Annotated in this window: 15 protein-coding genes and 1 pseudogene; 7 read left to right on the forward strand and 9 right to left on the reverse strand. The window is 57.2% G+C overall.

The genetic code is table 11. The features are described 5' to 3' along the window. The first annotated feature begins 140 nt into the window (after positions 1 to 140). A complete protein-coding gene (locus F7D08_RS05830; protein ID WP_152209718.1) occupies positions 141 to 1,217 on the forward strand; it encodes a hypothetical protein in 1,077 nt (358 codons plus the stop codon). 232 nt (positions 1,218 to 1,449) lie between these two features. On the opposite strand, the gene F7D08_RS05835 is transcribed toward F7D08_RS05830, so the two are convergent. The 5 genes from F7D08_RS05835 to F7D08_RS05855 all read right to left on the reverse strand — a co-directional run bounded on the left by F7D08_RS05835 (position 1,450) and on the right by F7D08_RS05855 (position 12,320). Beyond that, a complete protein-coding gene (locus tag F7D08_RS05835) occupies positions 1,450 to 1,914 on the reverse strand; it encodes a photosystem II reaction center protein J (RefSeq protein ID WP_152209719.1) in 465 nt (154 codons plus the stop codon). 81 nt (positions 1,915 to 1,995) lie between these two features. After that, positions 1,996 to 3,534 carry a glutamate synthase subunit beta gene (locus F7D08_RS05840; RefSeq protein WP_152209720.1) on the reverse strand — a complete coding sequence of 513 codons (1,539 nt, stop codon included), beginning with the start codon at positions 3,532 to 3,534 and terminating at the stop codon, positions 1,996 to 1,998. A 1-nt stretch (position 3,535) separates the two neighbouring features. Then, positions 3,536 to 8,107 carry a glutamate synthase large subunit gene (gene gltB, locus F7D08_RS05845; protein ID WP_152209721.1) on the reverse strand — a complete coding sequence of 1,524 codons (4,572 nt, stop codon included), beginning with the start codon at positions 8,105 to 8,107 and terminating at the stop codon, positions 3,536 to 3,538. 212 nt (positions 8,108 to 8,319) lie between these two features. Next, on the reverse strand, positions 8,320 to 11,616 hold the full coding sequence (locus tag F7D08_RS05850) for an ABC transporter permease (RefSeq protein WP_152209722.1): 3,297 nt from the start codon (positions 11,614 to 11,616) through the stop codon (positions 8,320 to 8,322). 2 nt (positions 11,617 to 11,618) lie between these two features. Next, complete coding sequence (locus F7D08_RS05855; protein WP_152209723.1) at positions 11,619 to 12,320, reverse strand: ABC transporter ATP-binding protein; 702 nt, start codon at positions 12,318 to 12,320, stop codon at positions 11,619 to 11,621. Between the two features lie 241 nt (positions 12,321 to 12,561). Here F7D08_RS05855 and F7D08_RS05860 point away from each other — a divergent pair, with 241 nt between their 5' ends. Together F7D08_RS05860 and F7D08_RS05865 are read left to right on the forward strand one after the other, a co-directional pair. Then, entirely contained in the window at positions 12,562 to 13,173 is a 612-nt protein-coding gene (locus F7D08_RS05860; protein ID WP_152209724.1) for a TetR/AcrR family transcriptional regulator, read from the forward strand. Then, the gene (locus F7D08_RS05865) at positions 13,160 to 13,381 is read left to right on the forward strand and encodes a hypothetical protein (RefSeq protein WP_152209725.1); all 222 of its coding nucleotides are present in this window, start codon (positions 13,160 to 13,162) and stop codon (positions 13,379 to 13,381) included. The genes F7D08_RS05860 and F7D08_RS05865 overlap by 14 nt, the downstream gene beginning before the upstream one ends. 68 nt (positions 13,382 to 13,449) lie before the next feature. On the opposite strand, the gene F7D08_RS05870 is transcribed toward F7D08_RS05865, so the two are convergent. Then, positions 13,450 to 14,460: a PPK2 family polyphosphate kinase gene (locus F7D08_RS05870; protein ID WP_152209726.1), complete on the reverse strand. Its 1,011-nt coding sequence runs from the start codon at positions 14,458 to 14,460 to the stop codon at positions 13,450 to 13,452. 194 nt (positions 14,461 to 14,654) lie between these two features. Between F7D08_RS05870 and F7D08_RS05875 the strand changes: the two genes are divergently transcribed. From F7D08_RS05875 to F7D08_RS05885, 3 genes are read left to right on the forward strand one after another with little or no spacing between them, the layout of a single operon-like run. After that, a complete protein-coding gene (locus tag F7D08_RS05875; RefSeq protein WP_152209727.1) occupies positions 14,655 to 15,143 on the forward strand; it encodes a MarR family winged helix-turn-helix transcriptional regulator in 489 nt (162 codons plus the stop codon). Further along, complete coding sequence (locus F7D08_RS05880) at positions 15,091 to 15,474, forward strand: hypothetical protein (protein ID WP_152209728.1); 384 nt, start codon at positions 15,091 to 15,093, stop codon at positions 15,472 to 15,474. The genes F7D08_RS05875 and F7D08_RS05880 overlap by 53 nt, the downstream gene beginning before the upstream one ends. 18 nt (positions 15,475 to 15,492) lie before the next feature. Next, a complete protein-coding gene (locus F7D08_RS05885) occupies positions 15,493 to 16,011 on the forward strand; it encodes a peroxiredoxin (protein WP_193316211.1) in 519 nt (172 codons plus the stop codon). Here the strand turns inward: F7D08_RS05885 and F7D08_RS05890 are convergent. Next, positions 16,008 to 17,036, reverse strand: a complete 1,029-nt coding sequence (locus F7D08_RS05890) for a LacI family DNA-binding transcriptional regulator (protein WP_152209730.1) — start codon at positions 17,034 to 17,036, stop codon at positions 16,008 to 16,010. The genes F7D08_RS05885 and F7D08_RS05890 overlap by 4 nt on opposite strands. A gap of 318 nt (positions 17,037 to 17,354) precedes the next feature. Between F7D08_RS05890 and F7D08_RS09895 the strand changes: the two genes are divergently transcribed. Next, the gene (locus F7D08_RS09895; protein WP_264371451.1) at positions 17,355 to 17,483 is read left to right on the forward strand and encodes a hypothetical protein; all 129 of its coding nucleotides are present in this window, start codon (positions 17,355 to 17,357) and stop codon (positions 17,481 to 17,483) included. Between the two features lie 149 nt (positions 17,484 to 17,632). On the opposite strand, the gene F7D08_RS05895 is transcribed toward F7D08_RS09895, so the two are convergent. Further along, positions 17,633 to 18,976, reverse strand: a complete 1,344-nt coding sequence (locus F7D08_RS05895; RefSeq protein WP_152209731.1) for a metal-dependent hydrolase family protein — start codon at positions 18,974 to 18,976, stop codon at positions 17,633 to 17,635. 38 nt (positions 18,977 to 19,014) lie between these two features. Continuing rightward, positions 19,015 to 19,336: pseudogene (locus F7D08_RS09735) on the reverse strand (YhgE/Pip domain-containing protein); the annotation flags it as partial.

Below are 19,336 nucleotides of genomic sequence, written 5' to 3' on the forward strand. Positions count from 1 at the left end.
ACACGCAACCTGGCGCACGGCCGAACAATCCAGCAGCCTCATATAGGCCTGCCGCCCCACGCCCTACGCAATCTCCGTACTATTACGCCCAACCGGTAAAGAAAAGGCGCGGTCTGAGCGGCGGCGGCATTGCAGCCATCGTGATTTCAGTCATTCTCATCCCGGTGCTGCTTTTCATAGCGATTACCGCCGGTTTCGCGGCGATGGCGAACAAAGCGCTTAACGATGCCGTCCAGCAGTCGCAAAGTCAAGCGGAACAGCAACAGCAGAATGAACCCAAAGTCACCTACATCACGATGAAGGATCGTCCTTCATATCAGGAAACATACCAGTACGTCAACGATAAGTATGAGCAATACAGCCAGGAAGCGCTCACCGATTTACAAGGCTTCATGGATAAGTACCGTATTCCCATCAGCGATGATGGCGGCAAATATGTGACTGACTTTATCGCCGTATTGGGCAAGTACTCCTCGAATCTGAAGCTTATCGGAGACACTATCGGCATTGATGCCAATGAGATGGACGATGTGATTGCTTCCTACAAAACCGATACGGATACAGTAGAGGCTCATTTCAAGAAGGGTGAGCCGCTTGAGGTGCAGATCACGCTCAAGGGCACTAATGGTGATACGTACACGGTCGATGGTCAGAATTCCGTGGAATTGAAGCCGCTATGGGCGGACCTGGAACCGAAAATCGCAGCTGCCGCCAACACTATGGGATCGAATTATAAGGAAAGCGCTCAGAAAATCGTTGAGCTCGCTGGCTTACAAATCAACTGGGATTTCAAAGCCGGTATGCAATACTGCACCAAATCTTCTTCAAACAACCCGGATATGCAAGCGCTCGAGGATAAGGAAACCTTTGCGTACTACTGCCCGGTTACTCCAAACGTTATTTACGCCAATACGGATGCTAATGGTTGGGATACGGATTACGCGCCCGCCGCCGCCATTCGTCACGAGCTCGCCCACCATGCCATTCACATGTACTGCGGTACCATTCAGCCGCCAGTGGTGGTACAGGACGGCGTGAATCGATTTGAGGGTGTGACAAACAGTTACGCCATCAAATATTTGGGTGCGGATGCGAATTGGCTGAAGCAAAGCGCACAGTACGCCGCACAGAATCATCATGAGCAATATTTGATGAACGATTTCACTGATAAGGCCGCGGAAGCGATTCACAGGGGTGAATGCGAGGCGATCAAGTAACGTACTCGTTCGCAAGTTCATCTATTGGCACCGCGGCAACAGTGAGCATGACGAATAAGTGCCATTGTGGCTGCAAGGGACACTAAGTATGCGCGTCAGCCAAGGCTGCGCATACTTAGTGTCACTTTCGATATGAAAAACGGCGCTATGTATGCGTTATGTTCGTTGAGCCGCATACATAGCGCCGTTTTGGTCAGTACCAGTTGTTCGAATGGTTATCGAACCCGTTATATCAGACGGCGGTACCGTTCTGATCGAGGTTCGGATTGTCCTTCGAGTTGCCGGCGGTGAAGAACAGGCTCACCACACCGACGATGAAGACGCCGGAAACGGTGGCGATGAGCCACATCGGATGCGTCGGCAGCCACATGACCACGAAGAACGCGATGATGGCCAAGGCAATCAGCGTCCAGCTGCCCACGCGGAACCACTGGCGTACCGAATGCGGAGCCTTGAACATCTTCGGATTCGAATAGTTCGGATTGGTGGTCAGCAGGGTTTCGGCTTCCTCGACCTTGCCGCCGCTCGGCTTCCATTCCTTGCCATCGGTACCTTCCTGCAAGCGAATGGACTTCTGCTGCAGCTGGTATTCGTCAATCATTCCAGAACGGCCGCGACCTTGGGTCTGGTCGTACTGGGACGGCACTCCCCTACGATTGGCTTTGGCTTGGGCACGACGTTCTCGACGATTCGGCATGTGAGTACTCCTACTTTGGAAAAAACAAATCCTGCGGTAGATAATACCGCAGGATTCGCTATGGCAACCGTATTTGACTAATCAGCGAGGCAGCATCATCGGGCGATCGGACGCCTTGATCGGGGCCGGCAGCTCGCTGGTCTTCTCGCTGGAGAGGTACTCGTCCACGGCCGCTGCGCAGGAGCGGCCTTCCGCGATGGCCCACACCACGAGGCTCTGGCCACGGCCGGCATCACCGCAGACGAACACGCCATCCTGACTGGTGGCGAAGTTATCGTTGCGGGCAATGTTGCCGCGCTTGTCGAGCTCGACCGGCAGCTGGTCAACCAGCGTGGTGGTGTCCGGGTGCAGGAAGCCCACAGAGATGAGCACCAGGTCGGCCGGAATCACGCGTTCGGTGCCAGGCTGGCGGGTGAACGGACCGTTCTCGCCAGGCGCAACGTTCACGATCTTCAGGCCGGTCACGTGACCGTGCTCATCGGCCACGAAGCCCTCCGCGGTGGCGGAGTTCTCGATGGTGACCTTGGACTGCTCCTCTTCGGAACCGACGAAGTTCACGGAGTCGGTGCTGTACAGGTAGGTGCCGCCTTCGGCCATCGACGTGGTCTTCTGGTAGGTGCGGGCGAAGGTCGGCCACGGCTGGTTGGCCGGGCGGGTCTCCGGTTCCTTCGGCATGATCTGCAGCACGGTGACATCCTTGGCGCCTTGACGGATGGAGGTACCGAGGCAGTCGGAACCGGTGTCGCCGCCGCCGATGACCACCACGTGCTTATCCTTAGCGGTGATGTCGTTGACCGGCTTGACGCCGAAGACGCGACGAGTGGCGTCCGGCAGGAAGTCGAGGGCGAAGTGGATGCCATCGAGTTCACGACCCGGAATCTTCATGTCGCGCGGCACGCGGGAGCCGATGGCCACAACCACGGCATCGTAACGATCGCGCAGCTCATCCCAGGAGATGTCCTTGCCGATTTCCACGTTGGTGCGGAATCGGGTGCCTTCGGCTTCCATCTGCTCCACGCGGCGATCGATCAGACCCTTTTCGAGCTTGAAGTTCGGGATGCCGTAGCGCATCAGGCCACCGATGGCATCATCCTTCTCATAGACGACCACGGTGTGGCCGGCGCGGGTCAGCTGCTGGGCAGCAGCCAAACCTGCAGGGCCGGAACCGACCACGGCCACGGTCTGGTCAGTCAGACGCTGCGGCGGCAGAGGCTTGACATAATCCAAATCCCATGCCTGGTCGATAATCGTGCATTCGTCGTTCTTGATCATGGTCGGCGGCTGATGGATGCCGAGCACGCAGGCCTGCTCGCACAGTGCCGGGCAGATGCGGCCGGTCACTTCAGGGAAGTTGTTGGTCTGGGAGAGACGGTTGTACGCATCCTCCCACTTGCCCTGGCGAACCAAATCGTTGAACTCAGGAATCACGTTGCCGAGCGGGCAGCCGGTCATACAGAACGGGGTGCCACAGTCCATGCAGCGTGCGGCCTGTTCGCGGGTCCAAGGCTGCAGACCGGATTCGGCGTGCACGTCGAACCAGTCCTTGATACGTTCCTCGATGGGGCGTTCAGCCAGCTCGCGGCGGGTACGGACTTTCAGGAATCCTCTTGGGTCGCCCATGTCAGCGCACTCCTTCCGTGACGTGCTCGTAAACCTCTTCCCAGGCTCCGGGCGAATTGAAATCGATGTTGTTGGCTTTGGCTTCTTCCATGGCCTTGGTCATAGCAAGGTATTGCTTCGGGACCACGTGGGTGAAGCGCTTGACGGTTTCGTTCCAGTCCTCGAGCAGTGCCGCCGCGAACTGGGAACCGGTCTCCTCCGCATGCTGCTTGACGAGGCCGTACACCAGCTTGGAGGTTTCGGCGTTCAGCGACTTGAACAGCAGGCTGCCGGACTTGATGGCACCCGGGTTGACCTTCTTCATGTCGAGGTCAAGCACATAGGTGTTGCCGCCGGAGAAGCCTGCGCCGAAGTTGCGTCCAGTCGGGCCGAGCACCACGACGGTGCCGCCGGTCATGTATTCACAGCCGTGGTCGCCCACGCCTTCCACCACGAAAGTGGCACCGGAGTTACGCACGGCGAAGCGTTCGCCGGCGCGGCCTGCCACGAACATCTGGCCGGAGGTGGCACCGAAACCGGTGACGTTGCCGGCGATGACATTCTCGTGCTTGTCGAAGGTGACGCCATCCTCGGCACGCACGATCATGCGGCCGCCGGACAGACCCTTGCCGGCGTAATCGTTGACTTCGCCGTAGATGCGCAGGGTCTCGCCGCGCGGAATGAAGGCACCGATGGACTGGCCTCCGGAACCGTGCAGGGTCATGTCGATGGTGTCGTCCGGCAGACCTTCCTCGCCGTAACGGCGGGTGATCTCGTAGCCGACCATCGTGCCGACCGTACGGTTGACGTTGCGGATCGGCATCTCGATGCGCACGGGTTCCTTGCGTTCGAGCGCTGGCTCGGCGAGCTTGATGAGCTCGTTGTCCAGAGCCTTTTCAAGCTCGTGGTTCTGCTCGATGGTCTGGTGCAGGATGGTGCCCGGAACCGGGCCGGCCTGCTTCAAGACGTTGCTCAGGTCGATGCCGTCGGACTTCCAACGCTTGATAGCTTCGTTCTGGTCGAGGCATTCGACGTGGCCGATGGCCTCTTCGAGCGTCTTGAAACCGAGCTGAGCCAGAATCTCACGCACTTCCTCTGCGATGAACATGAAGAAGTTGACCACATGCTCGGGCTTGCCGCGGAAGCGGGCGCGCAGCTCAGGATCCTGGGTTGCGATGCCCTGCGGGCAGGTATTCTTCTGGCAGGCGCGCATCATGACGCAGCCTTCAACGATCAAGGCAGCGGTGGCGAAGCCGAATTCCTCGGCACCGAGCAGTGCTGCGATGACCACGTCGCGGCCGGTCTTGAGCTCACCATCGCACTGGACGACGATGCGGGAGCGCAGACCGTTCAGAATCAGCGTCTGCTGGGTTTCGGACAGGCCGATCTCCCATGGGGTGCCGGCGTGCTTGATGGCGTTGAGCGGGGCTGCGCCCGTGCCGCCGTCATAGCCGGAGATGAGCACCACGTCGGCATGGCACTTGGCCACGCCAGCAGCGATGGTGCCGACACCGAACTCGGAGACGAGCTTGACGTGGATGCGTGCCTTCGGGTTGGCCATCTTCGCATCGTTGATCAGCTGCTTCAAATCCTCGATGGAGTAGATGTCGTGGTGCGGCGGCGGGGAGATGAGCTCCACGCCCGGGGTGGCGTGGCGGACCTGTGCGATCCACGGCGGGACCTTGGCACCGGGCAGGTGGCCGCCTTCGCCTGGCTTGGCACCCTGGGCGAGCTTGATCTGCAGATCGGTGGCGTGTACCAGGTAGTCGGAGGTCACACCGAAGCGAGCGGAAGCGATCTGCTTGATGCGGCTGTAACGCTGCGGATCGTTGATACGGTCGTCGGATTCGCCGCCCTCACCGGAGTTGGAGCGTGCGCCGATGGAGTTCATGGCGATGGCGAGCGTTTCGTGTGCTTCCTGGGAGATGGAACCATAGCTCATGGCGCCGGTGGAGAAGCGCTTGACAATTTCGCTGGCCGGCTCGACTTCGGAGATGTCGATGGGCTTGCGGGTGTTCTTGAACTTCATCAGGCCGCGCAGGGTCATGATGCGGTTCGACGTGTCGTTAATGTGGTGCGAGTACTTCTTGAACATCTGGTAGTCGCCGCGCTGGGTGGACTGCTGGAGCAGGAAGATGGCCTCAGGATCGTTGAGGTGGTCTTCGCCGGTACGACGCCACTTGTAGTCGCCGCCAGTGCGCAGATTGCGGTGCGGTGCGGCGGTCCACTGGTTCGGGTAGGCCACGCGGTGGCGGATAGCCACTTCCTCGGCGATTTCATCGAGTCCGACGCCACCCACACGGGAGGTGGTGCCGGTGAAGTATTCGTCCACGACTTCCTGGCTCAGGCCCACGGCTTCGAACAGCTGTGCGCCACGGTAGCTCATGATGGTGGAGACGCCCATCTTGGACATGATCTTGAGCACGCCGGTGGAGAGCGCCTTGGTGAGGTTCTTCACTGCGGTGCGCTCGTCTACCTTGAGGTAGCCGGTACGTGCCAGGTTCTCCACGGATTCGAAGGCCAGGTACGGGTTCACGCAAGCGGCACCGTATGCGATGAGCAGTGCCACATGGTGAATCTCACGCACATCGCCGGCTTCGACGGCCATGGAGATCTGAGTGCGGGTGTGACGGCGCAGCAGGTGATGCTGCACAGCTGCGGTCAGCAGCAGGGATGGAATCGGGCCCCACGTGTGGTTGGAGTCACGATCGGAGAGCACGATGAAGTTCTTGCCGTTTTCGATGGCTTCATCGATTTCGGCGAAGATCTCGTCCAGGCGCTCCTTGAGTGCCTTGCCGCCGCCGGCCACCTGGTACAGGCCCTTGACCACGTACGGACGATAGTAGTCGCCGAGGATGCGGGCACGGTCGAGACGCTTCAGCTGGGCCATCTCATCGGAGTTGACCACAGGCAGCGGAATCAGGATCTTCTTGGCGTGCAGTTCGGAATCGGCCAGCAGGTTCGGCTCCGGGCCGATGGCGGATTCGAGGGAGGTGACGATCTCCTCACGTTCCCAATCCAGCGGCGGGTTGGTGACCTGTGCGAACTTCTGCATGAAGTAGTCGAACAGCATGCGGCTGCGCTTTGACAGGGCCGGCAGCGGGGTGTCGTTGCCCATGGAACCGAGCGGCTCCTTGCCGGTGTTGGCCATCGGGGTCAGCAGCAGCTTCAGGTCCTCTTCGGTGTAGCCGAATGCGCGCTGGCGGCGCTGCACGGACTGGCCGGAGTGGCTCACATGCTCACGCTTGGGCAAATCGGAAAGCTCCACGGAGTTGCCTTCCACCCACTTGCGGTACGGGTGCTGGGCGGCAAGGTTCTTCTTGATTTCCTCGTCCGGGATGATGCGGCCTTCGGCGGTGTCCACGAGGAACATCTTGCCCGGCTCCAGACGACCCTTGGACACGATGTGGTCCTGCTCGGTCTCGGGAAGCACGCCGGCTTCGGAGGCGAGCACGATGTAGCCGTCATCGGTGAGCTGCCAACGGCCAGGGCGGAAGCCGTTGCGGTCCAGCAGGGCGCCGACCTGGGTGCCGTCGGTGAAGACGATGTCCGCCGGGCCATCCCACGGCTCAATCAGCGTGTTGTTGTACTCGTAGAAGGCGCGCACATCCGGATCGAGATCGTTGTTCTTCTCCCATGCCGGCGGCAGCATCATGCAGATGGCGTGCGGCAAGGAACGGCCGGCCAGGTGCAGCAGCTCGAGGCACTCGTCGAAGGTGCCGGAATCGGAATATCCCGGAGTGGTGATCGGCAGCAGCGGCTTGAATTCGCCGAGCAGCTCGGAGCTCAAACGGCCTTCACGGGCGGACAGCCAGTTACGGTTGCCCTGGATGGTGTTGATCTCACCGTTGTGGGCGATCAGGCGGAACGGCTGCGCGAGCGGCCAGCTCGGGAACGTGTTGGTGGAGAAGCGGGAGTGGACGATGGCCACGGTGGCCTTCATGCGCTCATCGACCAGATCCGGGAAGAAGTGGGTGAGCTGCATGGTGGTGAGCATGCCCTTGTACGTGATGGTACGAGCGGACAGGGAGGCGAAGTAGACGCCGACTTCATGCTCCACGCGCTTGCGAATGCGGAAGGTCTTGCGGTCGAGTTCCACACCGCCCAAGGAACCATCCTCGGAGGCGATGACCAAGGTCTTGAATCCTGGCATTGCGGCCAGCGCCTGCAGACCGAGGCCGTCCGGGTTGGTGGGGACCACACGCCATGCGAGGACTTCGAGGCCTTCTTCACGCACAATCTTGGCGATGGCCTGCTCCTGCTGACCGGAGGTTTCGATATCGCGGTCGAGGAACGCGATGCCGGCAACGTAATGGCCGGCTTCCGGCAGTTCAGCCGGAACCGTGGCACGCATGAACTCGTCCGGCATACTCATCAGGATGCCGGCACCATCACCAGTGTTTTCCTCGGCACCCACGGCACCACGGTGATCGAGGTTGACCAGCACCTCGATGGCGTCCTTGACGATCTTGTGCTCAGGACGCTTGTTCAGAGTGGTGACCATACCCACACCACAGGCGTCATGCTCGTTGGAGGGGTCATACATGCCGTCCGGAGCATGGACCGTGAGATCAAGCGGGGCTTTGAATGTCACCGAAATCACCTCAATTGCTTATGGGCGCGCTAACAACGTGCCACTTCTCTAAGTTGCTGTTGACAGCGTAGCGTTGCGTTATGTCTTTTACGTTTCGCTGTCCATATACCGAGTAGGCGAAAATGTCAAGAGTCAATTTTACGCAATTTTGGGACACCTATGGAATCGGCCGCGTCATGAGGATTTCGTATCCCATGACGCGGCCATTCGCGCTATTCCACCGACTTCAGTGCGGCGAGCATGTCCACCGTGCGCAATCGCCGGTAAACCACCGCACCCAGCAGCGCCAGTACTACGGCGATCAGCACCAGCGGCACCACGAATGCCAGCCAGCCGAGCGCAGGATCAAACATCACCTCATCCGGCGGCACTTCGGTGATGATGTACTGATGCAGCCATCCGCCGAATGCGTAGCCTCCTAATATGCCGAGCGCCGACAGCACGATGGTTTCGCGGTAGATGTACATCGTGGTCTCGTTCGAATGGAAGCCAAGCACCTTGATGGTCGACAGTTCACGGATGCGTTCCGAGACGTTCAGGTTCGTAAGGTTGTAGAGAATCACGATGGCCAAGAGCGCAGCCACCAGAATCAGCACTTCCATGATCTGGTTAAGCGAACTCACGATGGTGGACACCTGGTTCTTCATCGTGGTGTTCTGCACCACCCCCCTGACGCCATCCACTGTCATGAACCGTGCGCCTTGTTTCTCGGCGTTCTCGATGCTGTTGTCTTTGAGCTTCACCATATACGCGTTCGATTGGTATTCCTTATGGAATACGTGCTCGTATTCACCGGAACTCATCACCATGAAATGTCCGATGTACATTTCGGTAATGCCATCCACACGCACGCGTCGGTTCATGCCAGTGCTGTCGGTCACGGTGATGGTATCCCCCACCTTGGCGTTCAGCATGTCAGCCATGCGTTCGGAAATGATTGCTCCTCGATCGGTGAGCACCTGCGGGTTGCGGCCAGCCCGCGAGCGCAATGTCAGGTAATCGCCGAAGTTATAGGCGTCATCGGTCACCAGCAAGGTGATACCTTGCTTGTCGTTTTCCTTGCCGGCGGTTTTGGTGAGTTCCTCGTAGCGAATCGGCGTGGAGGACTCCACGGCCACGCGCTTCATCGAATCCGCTACCGTCTTGTTCTGTTCCTCGTTGTTATCGCTGCGTTCGGCCACAATCAGATCGTAATGGATGATCTCATCGAACTGTCGCTCGCCGATCTGCCCGATGGATGTCTGCACACCAAGTCCCGCAGTCAGCAACGCTACGGCTCCAGCCACACCGAAAATGGTCATTAGACCACGGGTTTTGTAGCGGAACAGATTACGTGCGGTAACTTTGCGCGTGAAGTTCAGTCGATTCCACAACGGCTTGATGCGCTCAAGGAAAATCTTCGATCCTTTGGCCGGCGGTTTCGGCAGCAGCAGAGCCGCAGGCTTCTCCCGAAGTTCACGGTATGCGGCCAGCACAGCCGGTACTACTGCGCTCACCCATGCGAGCAGGAACGCCACCAGAGTCACCACCGGGTGAAATACCAGTGCGATGCGAGGCACGGTGAAGCCATCGCTGTACGCATGGTAGACAATCATCGGCAACAGCGTATGCCCAAGCAGCACACCCAAAATCGTGCCGATGGTCGAGGCGGTGAATCCGTAGAACACGAACTTTTTCAAGATGTCCTGATTGCCATAGCCCAATGCCTTCAGCGTGCCGGAATTGGTGCGTTCCTCGTCCACCATGCGCCCCATCGTGGTGAAGGTCACGAGTGCGGCCACGAAATAGAGGAACACCGGGAAGATCATCGCCAGTTTTTCCACGATGTTCGCGATGATCTCGTAGACCCGGTAGCCTTCCGAGGTCAGGCCTTCACGCCGGCCGTCGATTGAATAGGCGGGCACTTCAAGCGTGTCGACTTTCTCGCGAGCCAATGCAATATCGTGTTCGGCTTGTTTGATTTTCTTTTCGGCGGCCGGTTTGGCATCATTGAATTCCTGTAGCTTCTGGTTGTATTCCTCCTCGGCTTTTTCGAGGTTTCGGTTGCCTTCAATGAGCTGACTCGCGCCGGCTGATGCACTGGTCGGTGCATTTGATACGGCAGCGCCCAATTCGTTCTGCTTATTGGCCAGCTGATTGCCGGCGTCAGCGATGGCCGCTGCGTTCTTTTGATATTCCGCACTGCCTTGCTGAAGTTGCGCGGCACTGGAATTCCACTGTTGCAAGGCGTTGTTGTAGGCATCGAGTTTTTCGTTATATTGCTCTGCCGCATCGTTGTATGCCTGTAGCGCCTTGTCGTATTGGGCTTTCACGCTTGCATACGTATTACCGGCGAGTCCGGAATCCGCCCATGACTGCAGTAACTGCCCGGTTTTGTCGAGCACTGTTTTGGATGCGCTCAATGCGGATCGTGCCATATCCAGCTGCGTTTTGGCGTCGGACAGCTGCTGCCAGGCCACATCAAGCTGACCTTGCCCTTGGCTCAGCTGCTGCCCACCTGCGGCGAGCCTGGTTTGCGCCGCGGTCAGTTGGGAGCCAGCGGAGGCGATTTGCGCACTTGCACCGGAGAGTTCGGCTATCGCGGAAGATGCTTGATCCACTGCCGTAACACTGCCATCGGCAAGTTGGTCCTTGCCTGATTCGATTTGGGCTTTGGCGTCATCCAACTGTGTCTGCGCATCGGTCAACTGCTGCTTGGCCGCGTCGACCTGCGCCTGTGCCTTCTCGATTTGCTGGCGACGTTCATCTTTTATGGAGTTCTCACGGGCTTTGGGCTGATTGGCCAATCGCTTGGTCAACGTGTCCTTATGCGTTTGCACGAGGTCGCGGTATTCGCTGGTCCAGTAATCGACGTTGCGCGTATCGTCGAACGTCACGCGGCCGATCATCGTCACCTTGGAATCAAAGGCGGAGTCCGTCACCACAGCATAACCGTCAAGCTCGCCGGTGCCGGCTGTGGACTGGCCCAGGTTCACATTGGATAATCCTTCGGTGGAGTTTACGAAGCCGACCACTGTATATCGGCTGCGCTTCAGCACCTTATCCCCGACGATATCCGGCTGCTCGCTGATGGTGATCGTGCTATCGATGGCGTACGTATCACGCTCGGTGCGATCCAATGCGATCTCGTTGGCTTTGTTCGGCAACCGACCTTCCTCCACGGCGAATGTGGAGATGGTTTTCGGATTGGAGTAGACGCGCAGACTGTGATTGCTGTTCTTGATGGTCACATCTTTGAAGTAGCCGAATTCCGCGGATTTGACGCCTGCGGTATTGCGGATGATACGTGCATCTTCATCGGTCAGGCCGTAGTCGCTGATGATGGTGACGTCCGCCAGATTGTTATCGCGATAATAATCAGTACCGGTGATGCGCATGTTCGGTCCGGTGACGAATAGTCCGACGAGCGCGAAGGAGCCGAGCAGCATCAGGCTCACGATGGACAGGAAGCGGCCCTTGGATTTGTTGAGGGTCGCGAAGATATCCTTCCAGAGCATACGTTTGCGCATACTTACCACTCCAGATCCTGAATATCCATCGGATGTTCGTTGATCTCGATGGATTTGACGCGGGCATCGTGCATGTGAATCACACGGTCCGCAATGGGCGCGATGGCTGAGTTGTGGGTGACAATCACCACGGTGGCGCCTTTCTTGCGGCTTTGGTCCTGCAGGATTTGCAGCACCTGTTTGCCGGTGTTGTAGTCGAGTGCGCCGGTCGGCTCATCGCACAGGAGAATCTTCGGATTCTTGGCCACGGCTCTGGCGATGGCTACACGCTGCTGTTCGCCGCCGGATAGCTGCGCGGGGAAATTATCGATACGGTCCTTAAGCCCGACATCGATCAGCGTCTGCACTGGGTCCTGTGCGTCCTTGACGATTTCCGAGGCGAGTTCCACGTTCTCCTTGGCGGTGAGGTTGGCAACGAGGTTGTAGAACTGGAAGACGAAGCCGATGTCGTATCGGCGATAGTCGGTGAGCTGGTGAGCGTTGTAGTTGGAGATGTCTTTACCGTCGATGATGACCTGGCCCTCAGAGTTGGTGTCCATACCGCCCAGAATGTTGAGTACGGTTGATTTGCCAGCGCCGGATGCGCCAAGAATGATGGCCAGCTCCCCTTTTTCGATGCCAAAGCTGACGTCATTGTTGGCGGTAATGGTGGTGCTGCCGGTTTGGTAGCGCTTGAAGCTGTGGACCATTTCGATGTATGCCATGGTGCTGTACCCTGCTGTCTTTCCGTGAAATCTGCTCTTGAATAAACAACGTGTTGATTTATTGTCTGCATCGTAATTTCAAAAGAAACAGACGGTCAATAATCACCATTGGGCAAAGTGTCTAGATTGAACACTTCCCGGAAAATTGCCGATTCTGCATGTTAATCAGACAACGTGTTGATAGAATCATGAACTGCGCGATAAGACATCACTACATTGCAGAACAGAACGGAGGCAGACCATGGTCGGCAAGCGCAATACCAAAACCGAAGCGAAAATCAAGGCGGCATTCACCCAGCTGATGCAGTCCAAAGGTTTTGACGCGATGACCGTGAGCGACATTGCCCGTTCGGCCGGCATCAATCGCGGCACGTTCTACATGCACTACATCGACAAGTTCGATCTGCGCCAGCAGCTCATCGACGACACCATCGATGACCTGACCCAGATTCTTGTGGAGAATTCCGACGACAACGGGCAGACCATAACCTCCAACGGCAAAGCAATATGCGATGCATTCAAGGAAATTGCCATCGCTAAAGCCCTCCACTACGTCAAAGATGATTACGCGTTCTTTAACGCGGTCTCCCGTTCAGGCACTGATATGCAACTCTACGATCGGCTGAAGAACGTGCTGAAGCAACTGATTGTCGCGCAGGCCAAGCGCTTCGGCGAAGAACCCAAGCATGATTACAACGGCATTCCCGCCGACTATGCGATGGAGATTCTGGTCTCCGCCGTCTCCTCGATCATCTGGCTGTGGATTCGTCGTGGTTGCAAGGAAACCCCGGAACAGATTTGCGCCATCATCGAAACCAACAAGACCACCGCACCGATTGATGTGCTGTGGTGATTATGGTCAGTTCTTCTGCACCATCGCCTTCTACGGCCCGTTCTTCGATATCAGCGGCATCCTGCTGCCGGCCAAGATCGGCTTCATTGATGCGGCCAACAAGGTGAACCTGACCGCTACCGTCACCACGGTGATCCTGATCATCTCCGTGTTCGCCGGCATCATCTTCGGCGCGCTGTCCATCCTCGGCATGAAGAACGTGAAGTGATTCTCGTCAACCTCTGACTACTCCTGTAAGGGGCGTGGCTCGTCATGGCCACGCCCCTTTCCGTATCGTCACTCCCCCAAACGTTGCCGCGCCGCATCCGGGTCGACGTTCAATTCAGGCCATTGCTGATTCATGCCTCGCATCGCGTCACGTAGCAATTCACTGACCACGGCGCGGGAATACCATCGATTGTCGGCGGGCACGAGATACCACGGCGCAGCTTCGGTGCTGGTAAGAGTGAACACTTCCTGCCATGCGTTCATGTACTCATCCCAGCGATCACGCGCATCCAAATCGGAGATATCGAACTTCCAGTATTTGGTAGGATCCTCCAGGCGCCCCAGGAAATGCTTTCGCTGCTCCTCTTTGCTGGACATCAGAAATATTTTGATAATCGAACATCCATCGTCAGCGAGTTTTGCCTCAAACTCATTGATGCGTTCGTAGCGCGGCCGCCATACCGATTCCGGATAAGTGCCGTATACATGCGGCATGACCACATCCTCGTAATGCGAGCGGTCAAAGATGGAAATCCAACCAGGTTGCGGCAATTCCCTATCCACCCGCCACAGGAAATCATGGCGCAGCTCATCCTCGGTGGGCTTGCCGAATCCTTTGTAGTGCATACCCATCGGATTGCCCTGGCTGAACACATGGCGCACGATGCCACCTTTGCCGGATGCATCCATGCCCTGCAGCACAATGAGCAGCCGACGTTTGGACCCTCGCACGCCATTGGCATACATCAGCATCTGATACCGGGCCAAATCGTCGGCGGACACCTCAATGAAGCGCTCACCATCGGCCTTGGTCCCCTCGAATCCCGGCATGGAATCAGGATCCACATCCGTAAGATTCATGCTCTCCGTAAACATAAGCCGTTGCGCGGGAGGCAGCGACCATACGCTGCTCAGCAGATCGCTCGCACGCTCAGCCATATCACGTCGTTCGACCTCAGCCTTCGCTTCACCGAGTGCCGATAGGCAGTCGGCTGCACGATCAAGTGCCCTATTGATTCGTTTCGACTGTTCACGCTGATGTTTGGCTGCATCCTTATGCTTGGTGCTTTTGTCAATCATGTCGCGTTCCTTGCTCATCAGTACACCCCCATTGGCCGCATCAGCGGAACCATGAAAACCACATTGTTTCCATCAAATACATCCATCGTACACCGCATTTATAGTTTGCATGCCAACTAAAAATGCTATTATAGGAATCGAATGAATTCATACATTCCTGCAGATCGCTCTCATATCGAAGGAAGCCGTATATCATGCTGGATAACGAATTGCATTTCCTGCTGTTGCGCACGTTCAACCACTCCAACCGGAGAATCGATGAGGCAATCCGACGCATAGGGCTTCTACCGGGTCAGCCCAAAATCATCGAATGTCTGGCCGAGCAGGATGGCCGCACCGCCAAGGAAATTTGCGCTGAATGCATTCTTGACAAATCCACGATGACCGGACTCCTGAACCGCATGGAACTGCGCGGACTTGTGCGGCGTGAAATCCGTGAAACCGACAAACGGTCATACCGAGTCTTTCTCACCGAATCAGGGCATGACTATGCCTCGCGTATTGCTGCAATCATGCAGCAGGCCGACGAAACCGCCATGCAAGGCATGAGCGAAACCGAACGGGAAACTCTACGCGAGGGGCTACGTCATGTCATCGCCAACATAGAGCAAGGGGGGGGAGGAATAAATCATGCCATACTTCGTCAAGCGTTTGGCTTCCATGCTTGTGGGGCTTGCTATTGAATCGTTCGGCATCGCATTGATCACCAAGAGCAATCTGGGTACTTCCCCGATTTCCAGCATCGCATGGGTGGTGACCTTGAAATATCCATGGATCAGTTTCGGTGTCACCACGTTTGCAATGAACGCAATATTCGTTCTCATCGAAGTTATTTTGCTGCGCCGCGATTTTCATGCCGTGCAGTATCTGCAATTGGCGGTTACCTTCTGGTTCGCCGCCGCCATCACCGGACTGATTGTGAACTTCTTCAATCGCCATGTTCGCTTTGTCTCGCCTACCGATCCCAGCGTCAACAACGCCAGCGACGCAATACCGGTAACCGCCACCCGATGACGATGACCGATGATTACGATGGTGACTATGACCGATACCGAAACTCAAACAGACCTGCCAGCACGACTCGAAGCTGGAGCCAGCGCACCGGACTTCACCCTGCCCGCAGTCAACCCTGATGGCAGCGAATCCGAGATCACGCTTTCCAGGCTCACCGCACAAGGCAACAGCGTGATTCTCTACTTCTATCCAGCGGCTATGACGCCTGGCTGTACCACGGAAGCCTGCGATTTTCGCGACAATATGGCGCGCCTTGGCTCACTGGGATACACGGTGCTCGGCGTCTCCAAAGATCCGGTGGCCAAGCTGCAGAAGTTCCGGGAACGCGATCATCTCTCGTTCCCGCTGCTTTCCGACCCGGATCTGACCGTGCATAAGCTATATGCCGCTTACGGCGAGAAGAAACTCTATGGCAAGACGCATGTGGGCGTGATTCGCTCCACGTTTGCGATTGACACCCAAGGAGTAATCGAACTGGCCCGATACAACGTACGCGCCAAGGGACATGTGGAGTCGCTGTTGAAGAGGCTCGGCTAACGAGACGACTCCGAGGCACGCAAACAGGGCCTTCCCTGCACAATCTCGACCTGGGCTGGCGGCGGCTCAATCCCCCTCCGCTTCGCCTGAATTTGGTCGAACACCATGCGGAAGGCCCGCTCCCCCATCTCGTGGAAATTCTGCGTATAGCTGGTCAGCGGCGGCTCCCACATGGCATCGAACGCCATGTCATCAAAGCCGATAACGCTTACATCTTGCGGAACCCTGCGACCAGCTTCACGCAGCCCCTTCATCACAGCGATAGCCAGCTCATCAGTCGCGGCGAATATCGCGGTTGCATCCTTGCGCCGCCCCAGCTTTCGCCCGGCGGCCACCGCCTTGTTGAAATCACCCATCGGTATGACTATCGGTTCAGGAACATCAATATCACGCTCAAGAAGCGCATCACGCCAGCCATTAGTACGGGAATTATCGCCCGATTCTTGACTCCATCGCACATGGAATACTGTCTTGTGCCCCAAATCAAGCAGATGCAGGGTCATCCAGCGGCCACCTTCACGTTCGGCATTGATGACCTGGTAATCACCATCGCCAAAGCCTCCGCCAACCACCACAGTCGGCACGTTGGAGGGAACCACTTTCAACGCCTCGACACCAGCCCATCCATACTCATAGACGAGCACACCGGCAGGTCTCACTGCGAGCCCCATGCGCACACGAGCTTCAACGGACGCGATATCCGCTTCATCGAGTGAGACGATATTGAGCAGAAAGCCGCGCTTGCGTGCCGCACCCTCAACGCCATGATTCGTGGCGGACGTGGAGAATTCGTCCGGCTTGGAGGCAAATACCACCACCGAGTCCATTTCGCGGTTGGACAACGCACGAGCGGCCATGCTCGGCTCATAGCCCAGTTCCTTAATGGCCTGGGCTATACGTTTGCGCTTATCTTCGGCGATTTTCGCCGTGCCATTCAGGTACCGGGACACCGTAGGAGCCGAAACACCGGCAAGTTTGGCCACATCTTTGATGACCGGGCGCGAATGCCCTGTACTTCTCGCCATGCCCACCCCTTTTATTTCATGATGCTTTGATAATCACGCGCAATTCTCACAATAGGAATAAGCCGGCACAAAAAATGGAAGCCATCATAAACCCACCGCTCACCTACCGTCATAGACTCATCCCCATCAACAAACATTCGAACATGTCGAACCGGTTCGATTCAAGCAGGAGTAAGAATGGCGGAAAATGGCGCGAAACGCCGATGACCATCAGGTAATTTGCCAAGCACACATTCTCGCTGTATTCTGAAACCGGTTTCAAACGAAACCGAAAAAAAATCAAAGCCAACCGGCTTTGACTAACGAAAGGAAACAATCATGTCTCTCAAGGATTCTATGCTGCGCGGCCTCGCTCTCTACGGCGCCAACTCTGTGGCTCAGCCGGGCATGAAGAACGGCCAGGTCGTTGCTGACATCGTCAACGATTCCGAGAAGATCGCTCGCTGAATCACCGGCGCTTACACGCTCACGAGAATCGCATATATCGGCGTTTCTCCCCTGACCGGAATGGTCACACAACTGAAGATTCGATAATTCAACAGTCAGCGTGAAGCTGGCATAACTGAATAATCGGACAATGGCGTCCGCTTCATTCTTTATTCATAAGCACGGTCCAGCAGTGCATCGATATGCTGGAACCGTTCCACGTTCGGCCGAAACACCGGCCGTCCTGCGGCAACCACCAATGCCGGGCGCTCAAGCGCATGCAAATCCTCCAACGGATTCGCGCTCAGTACCAGAAGATCGGCTGCCTTGCCGACTTTCAACGAACCGGTAATATCATCCACGCCAAGTATCTGCGCATTGACCTGAGTGGCCGCATGAATCGCCTGAGCAGGCGTGAATCCGGCAAATCGCACCAATAGCACCAATTCACGCCATGTAGCATACTGCGGCACAAACGTCATACCGGTATCCGTACCGACACCGACCTCGAGACCAGCCTCATGCGCCTGGCGAGCACCAGCCACCATGCCCTCGACCACGGTTCTGGAGTTCTCCAGCTGGATATCCGTGATGCCGGTCACCTTCTGATCAATCATGGTCAATGGCAGCCCAGCGGACAGCGTGGGCACCAAAGCGGAATAGCCGCGCAGCGAGTCCGGATTATGCCGGAACAGCGCTATCAGCTCATCATCGAGCACACTGCCATGCTCGATGGTATCCACGCCGGCCTTGAGCGCACGCCGCACACCTTCCGCGCTTTGCGCATGCGCGCCCACAATAATGCCATGCTCATGGGCGGCATCACAGATGGCGCGCATCTGTTCCACACTCATTTGCGGACTGCCGGCCTCACCGATCTTCTGTGCATCGGTCACGCCTCCGGTGGCTGTGATCTTGATGGCGTTGACACCATGATCTATGTTGCGAAGCGCACAGTCGCGCGCCTCTTCCGGCGTGGAGCTGGTCAGTGCGATAAGTGGCGCACCATGCCCTTCAGGGATGGCCAGCAGCGGACCGGATGCCAGGATGCGAGGGCCAGGAACCTCCCCTGCAGTAATCTTTTCCCGCAAATCCACCACTTCATAGCCAACATCGCCAAGTGTACGAATGGTGGTTACACCGGATTCCAACAATGCCTGCGCGTTAGCTTTCACCGTTGAAGCCATATACGGCTTGCCCAGAGCCGAATGCACCAGCTGCGAGAGCATCCGCTGCCCTTTTGGCGTGGCGAGTTTGGGATTCAACGGCTTGCCCTGTGCGAACAGGTGCGTATGCGCATTGATCAGCCCTGGCATCACCGTCTTACCGGTACCATCCAAGTAATGGTATTCCTCGGGGATACTGGTTTCGATGCTGGGCGCCACCTGTTCGATGCGACCGGCAGCGTTCACCAGAATGGTCATGTTGTTGTGCACGGTTCCCGATTCGTCACCTGGTACGACACGCACATGGGCGAGCGCGAATGGTTCGATAACAGACTGGTGACGATTCATGGCAGATGCTCCTTCATTGGATGGGCTCATTATAAGCCTCAGCCCATCACCCCGGTGCTCGCCACCAGATCATTGGTGCGTGCCATGGCCCGACTGATCGGCGTATAGAGGGGAATGCCAATCAGCAACGCCACGAGCAGATAGATGCCCATGCGCCCCATTTGTTCCCAATATACGGTGCCGTAGAAGCCGCCGACCGTTTCGCGTAATGCGGTCATGGCGTGGGAGAACGGCAGATATGGATAGATTTCTCGGAATCCGGATGGCAGCATTTGCACGGGGAAGGTTCCGCCAGTGCCGGCGATTTGCGCAATCATCAATGCCGTGCTCAAGGCTTTGCCGATATTGCCGAACACGGAG

The organism is Bifidobacterium cebidarum, assembly GCF_009193305.1.
Lineage (GTDB): Bacteria > Actinomycetota > Actinomycetes > Actinomycetales > Bifidobacteriaceae > Bifidobacterium > Bifidobacterium cebidarum.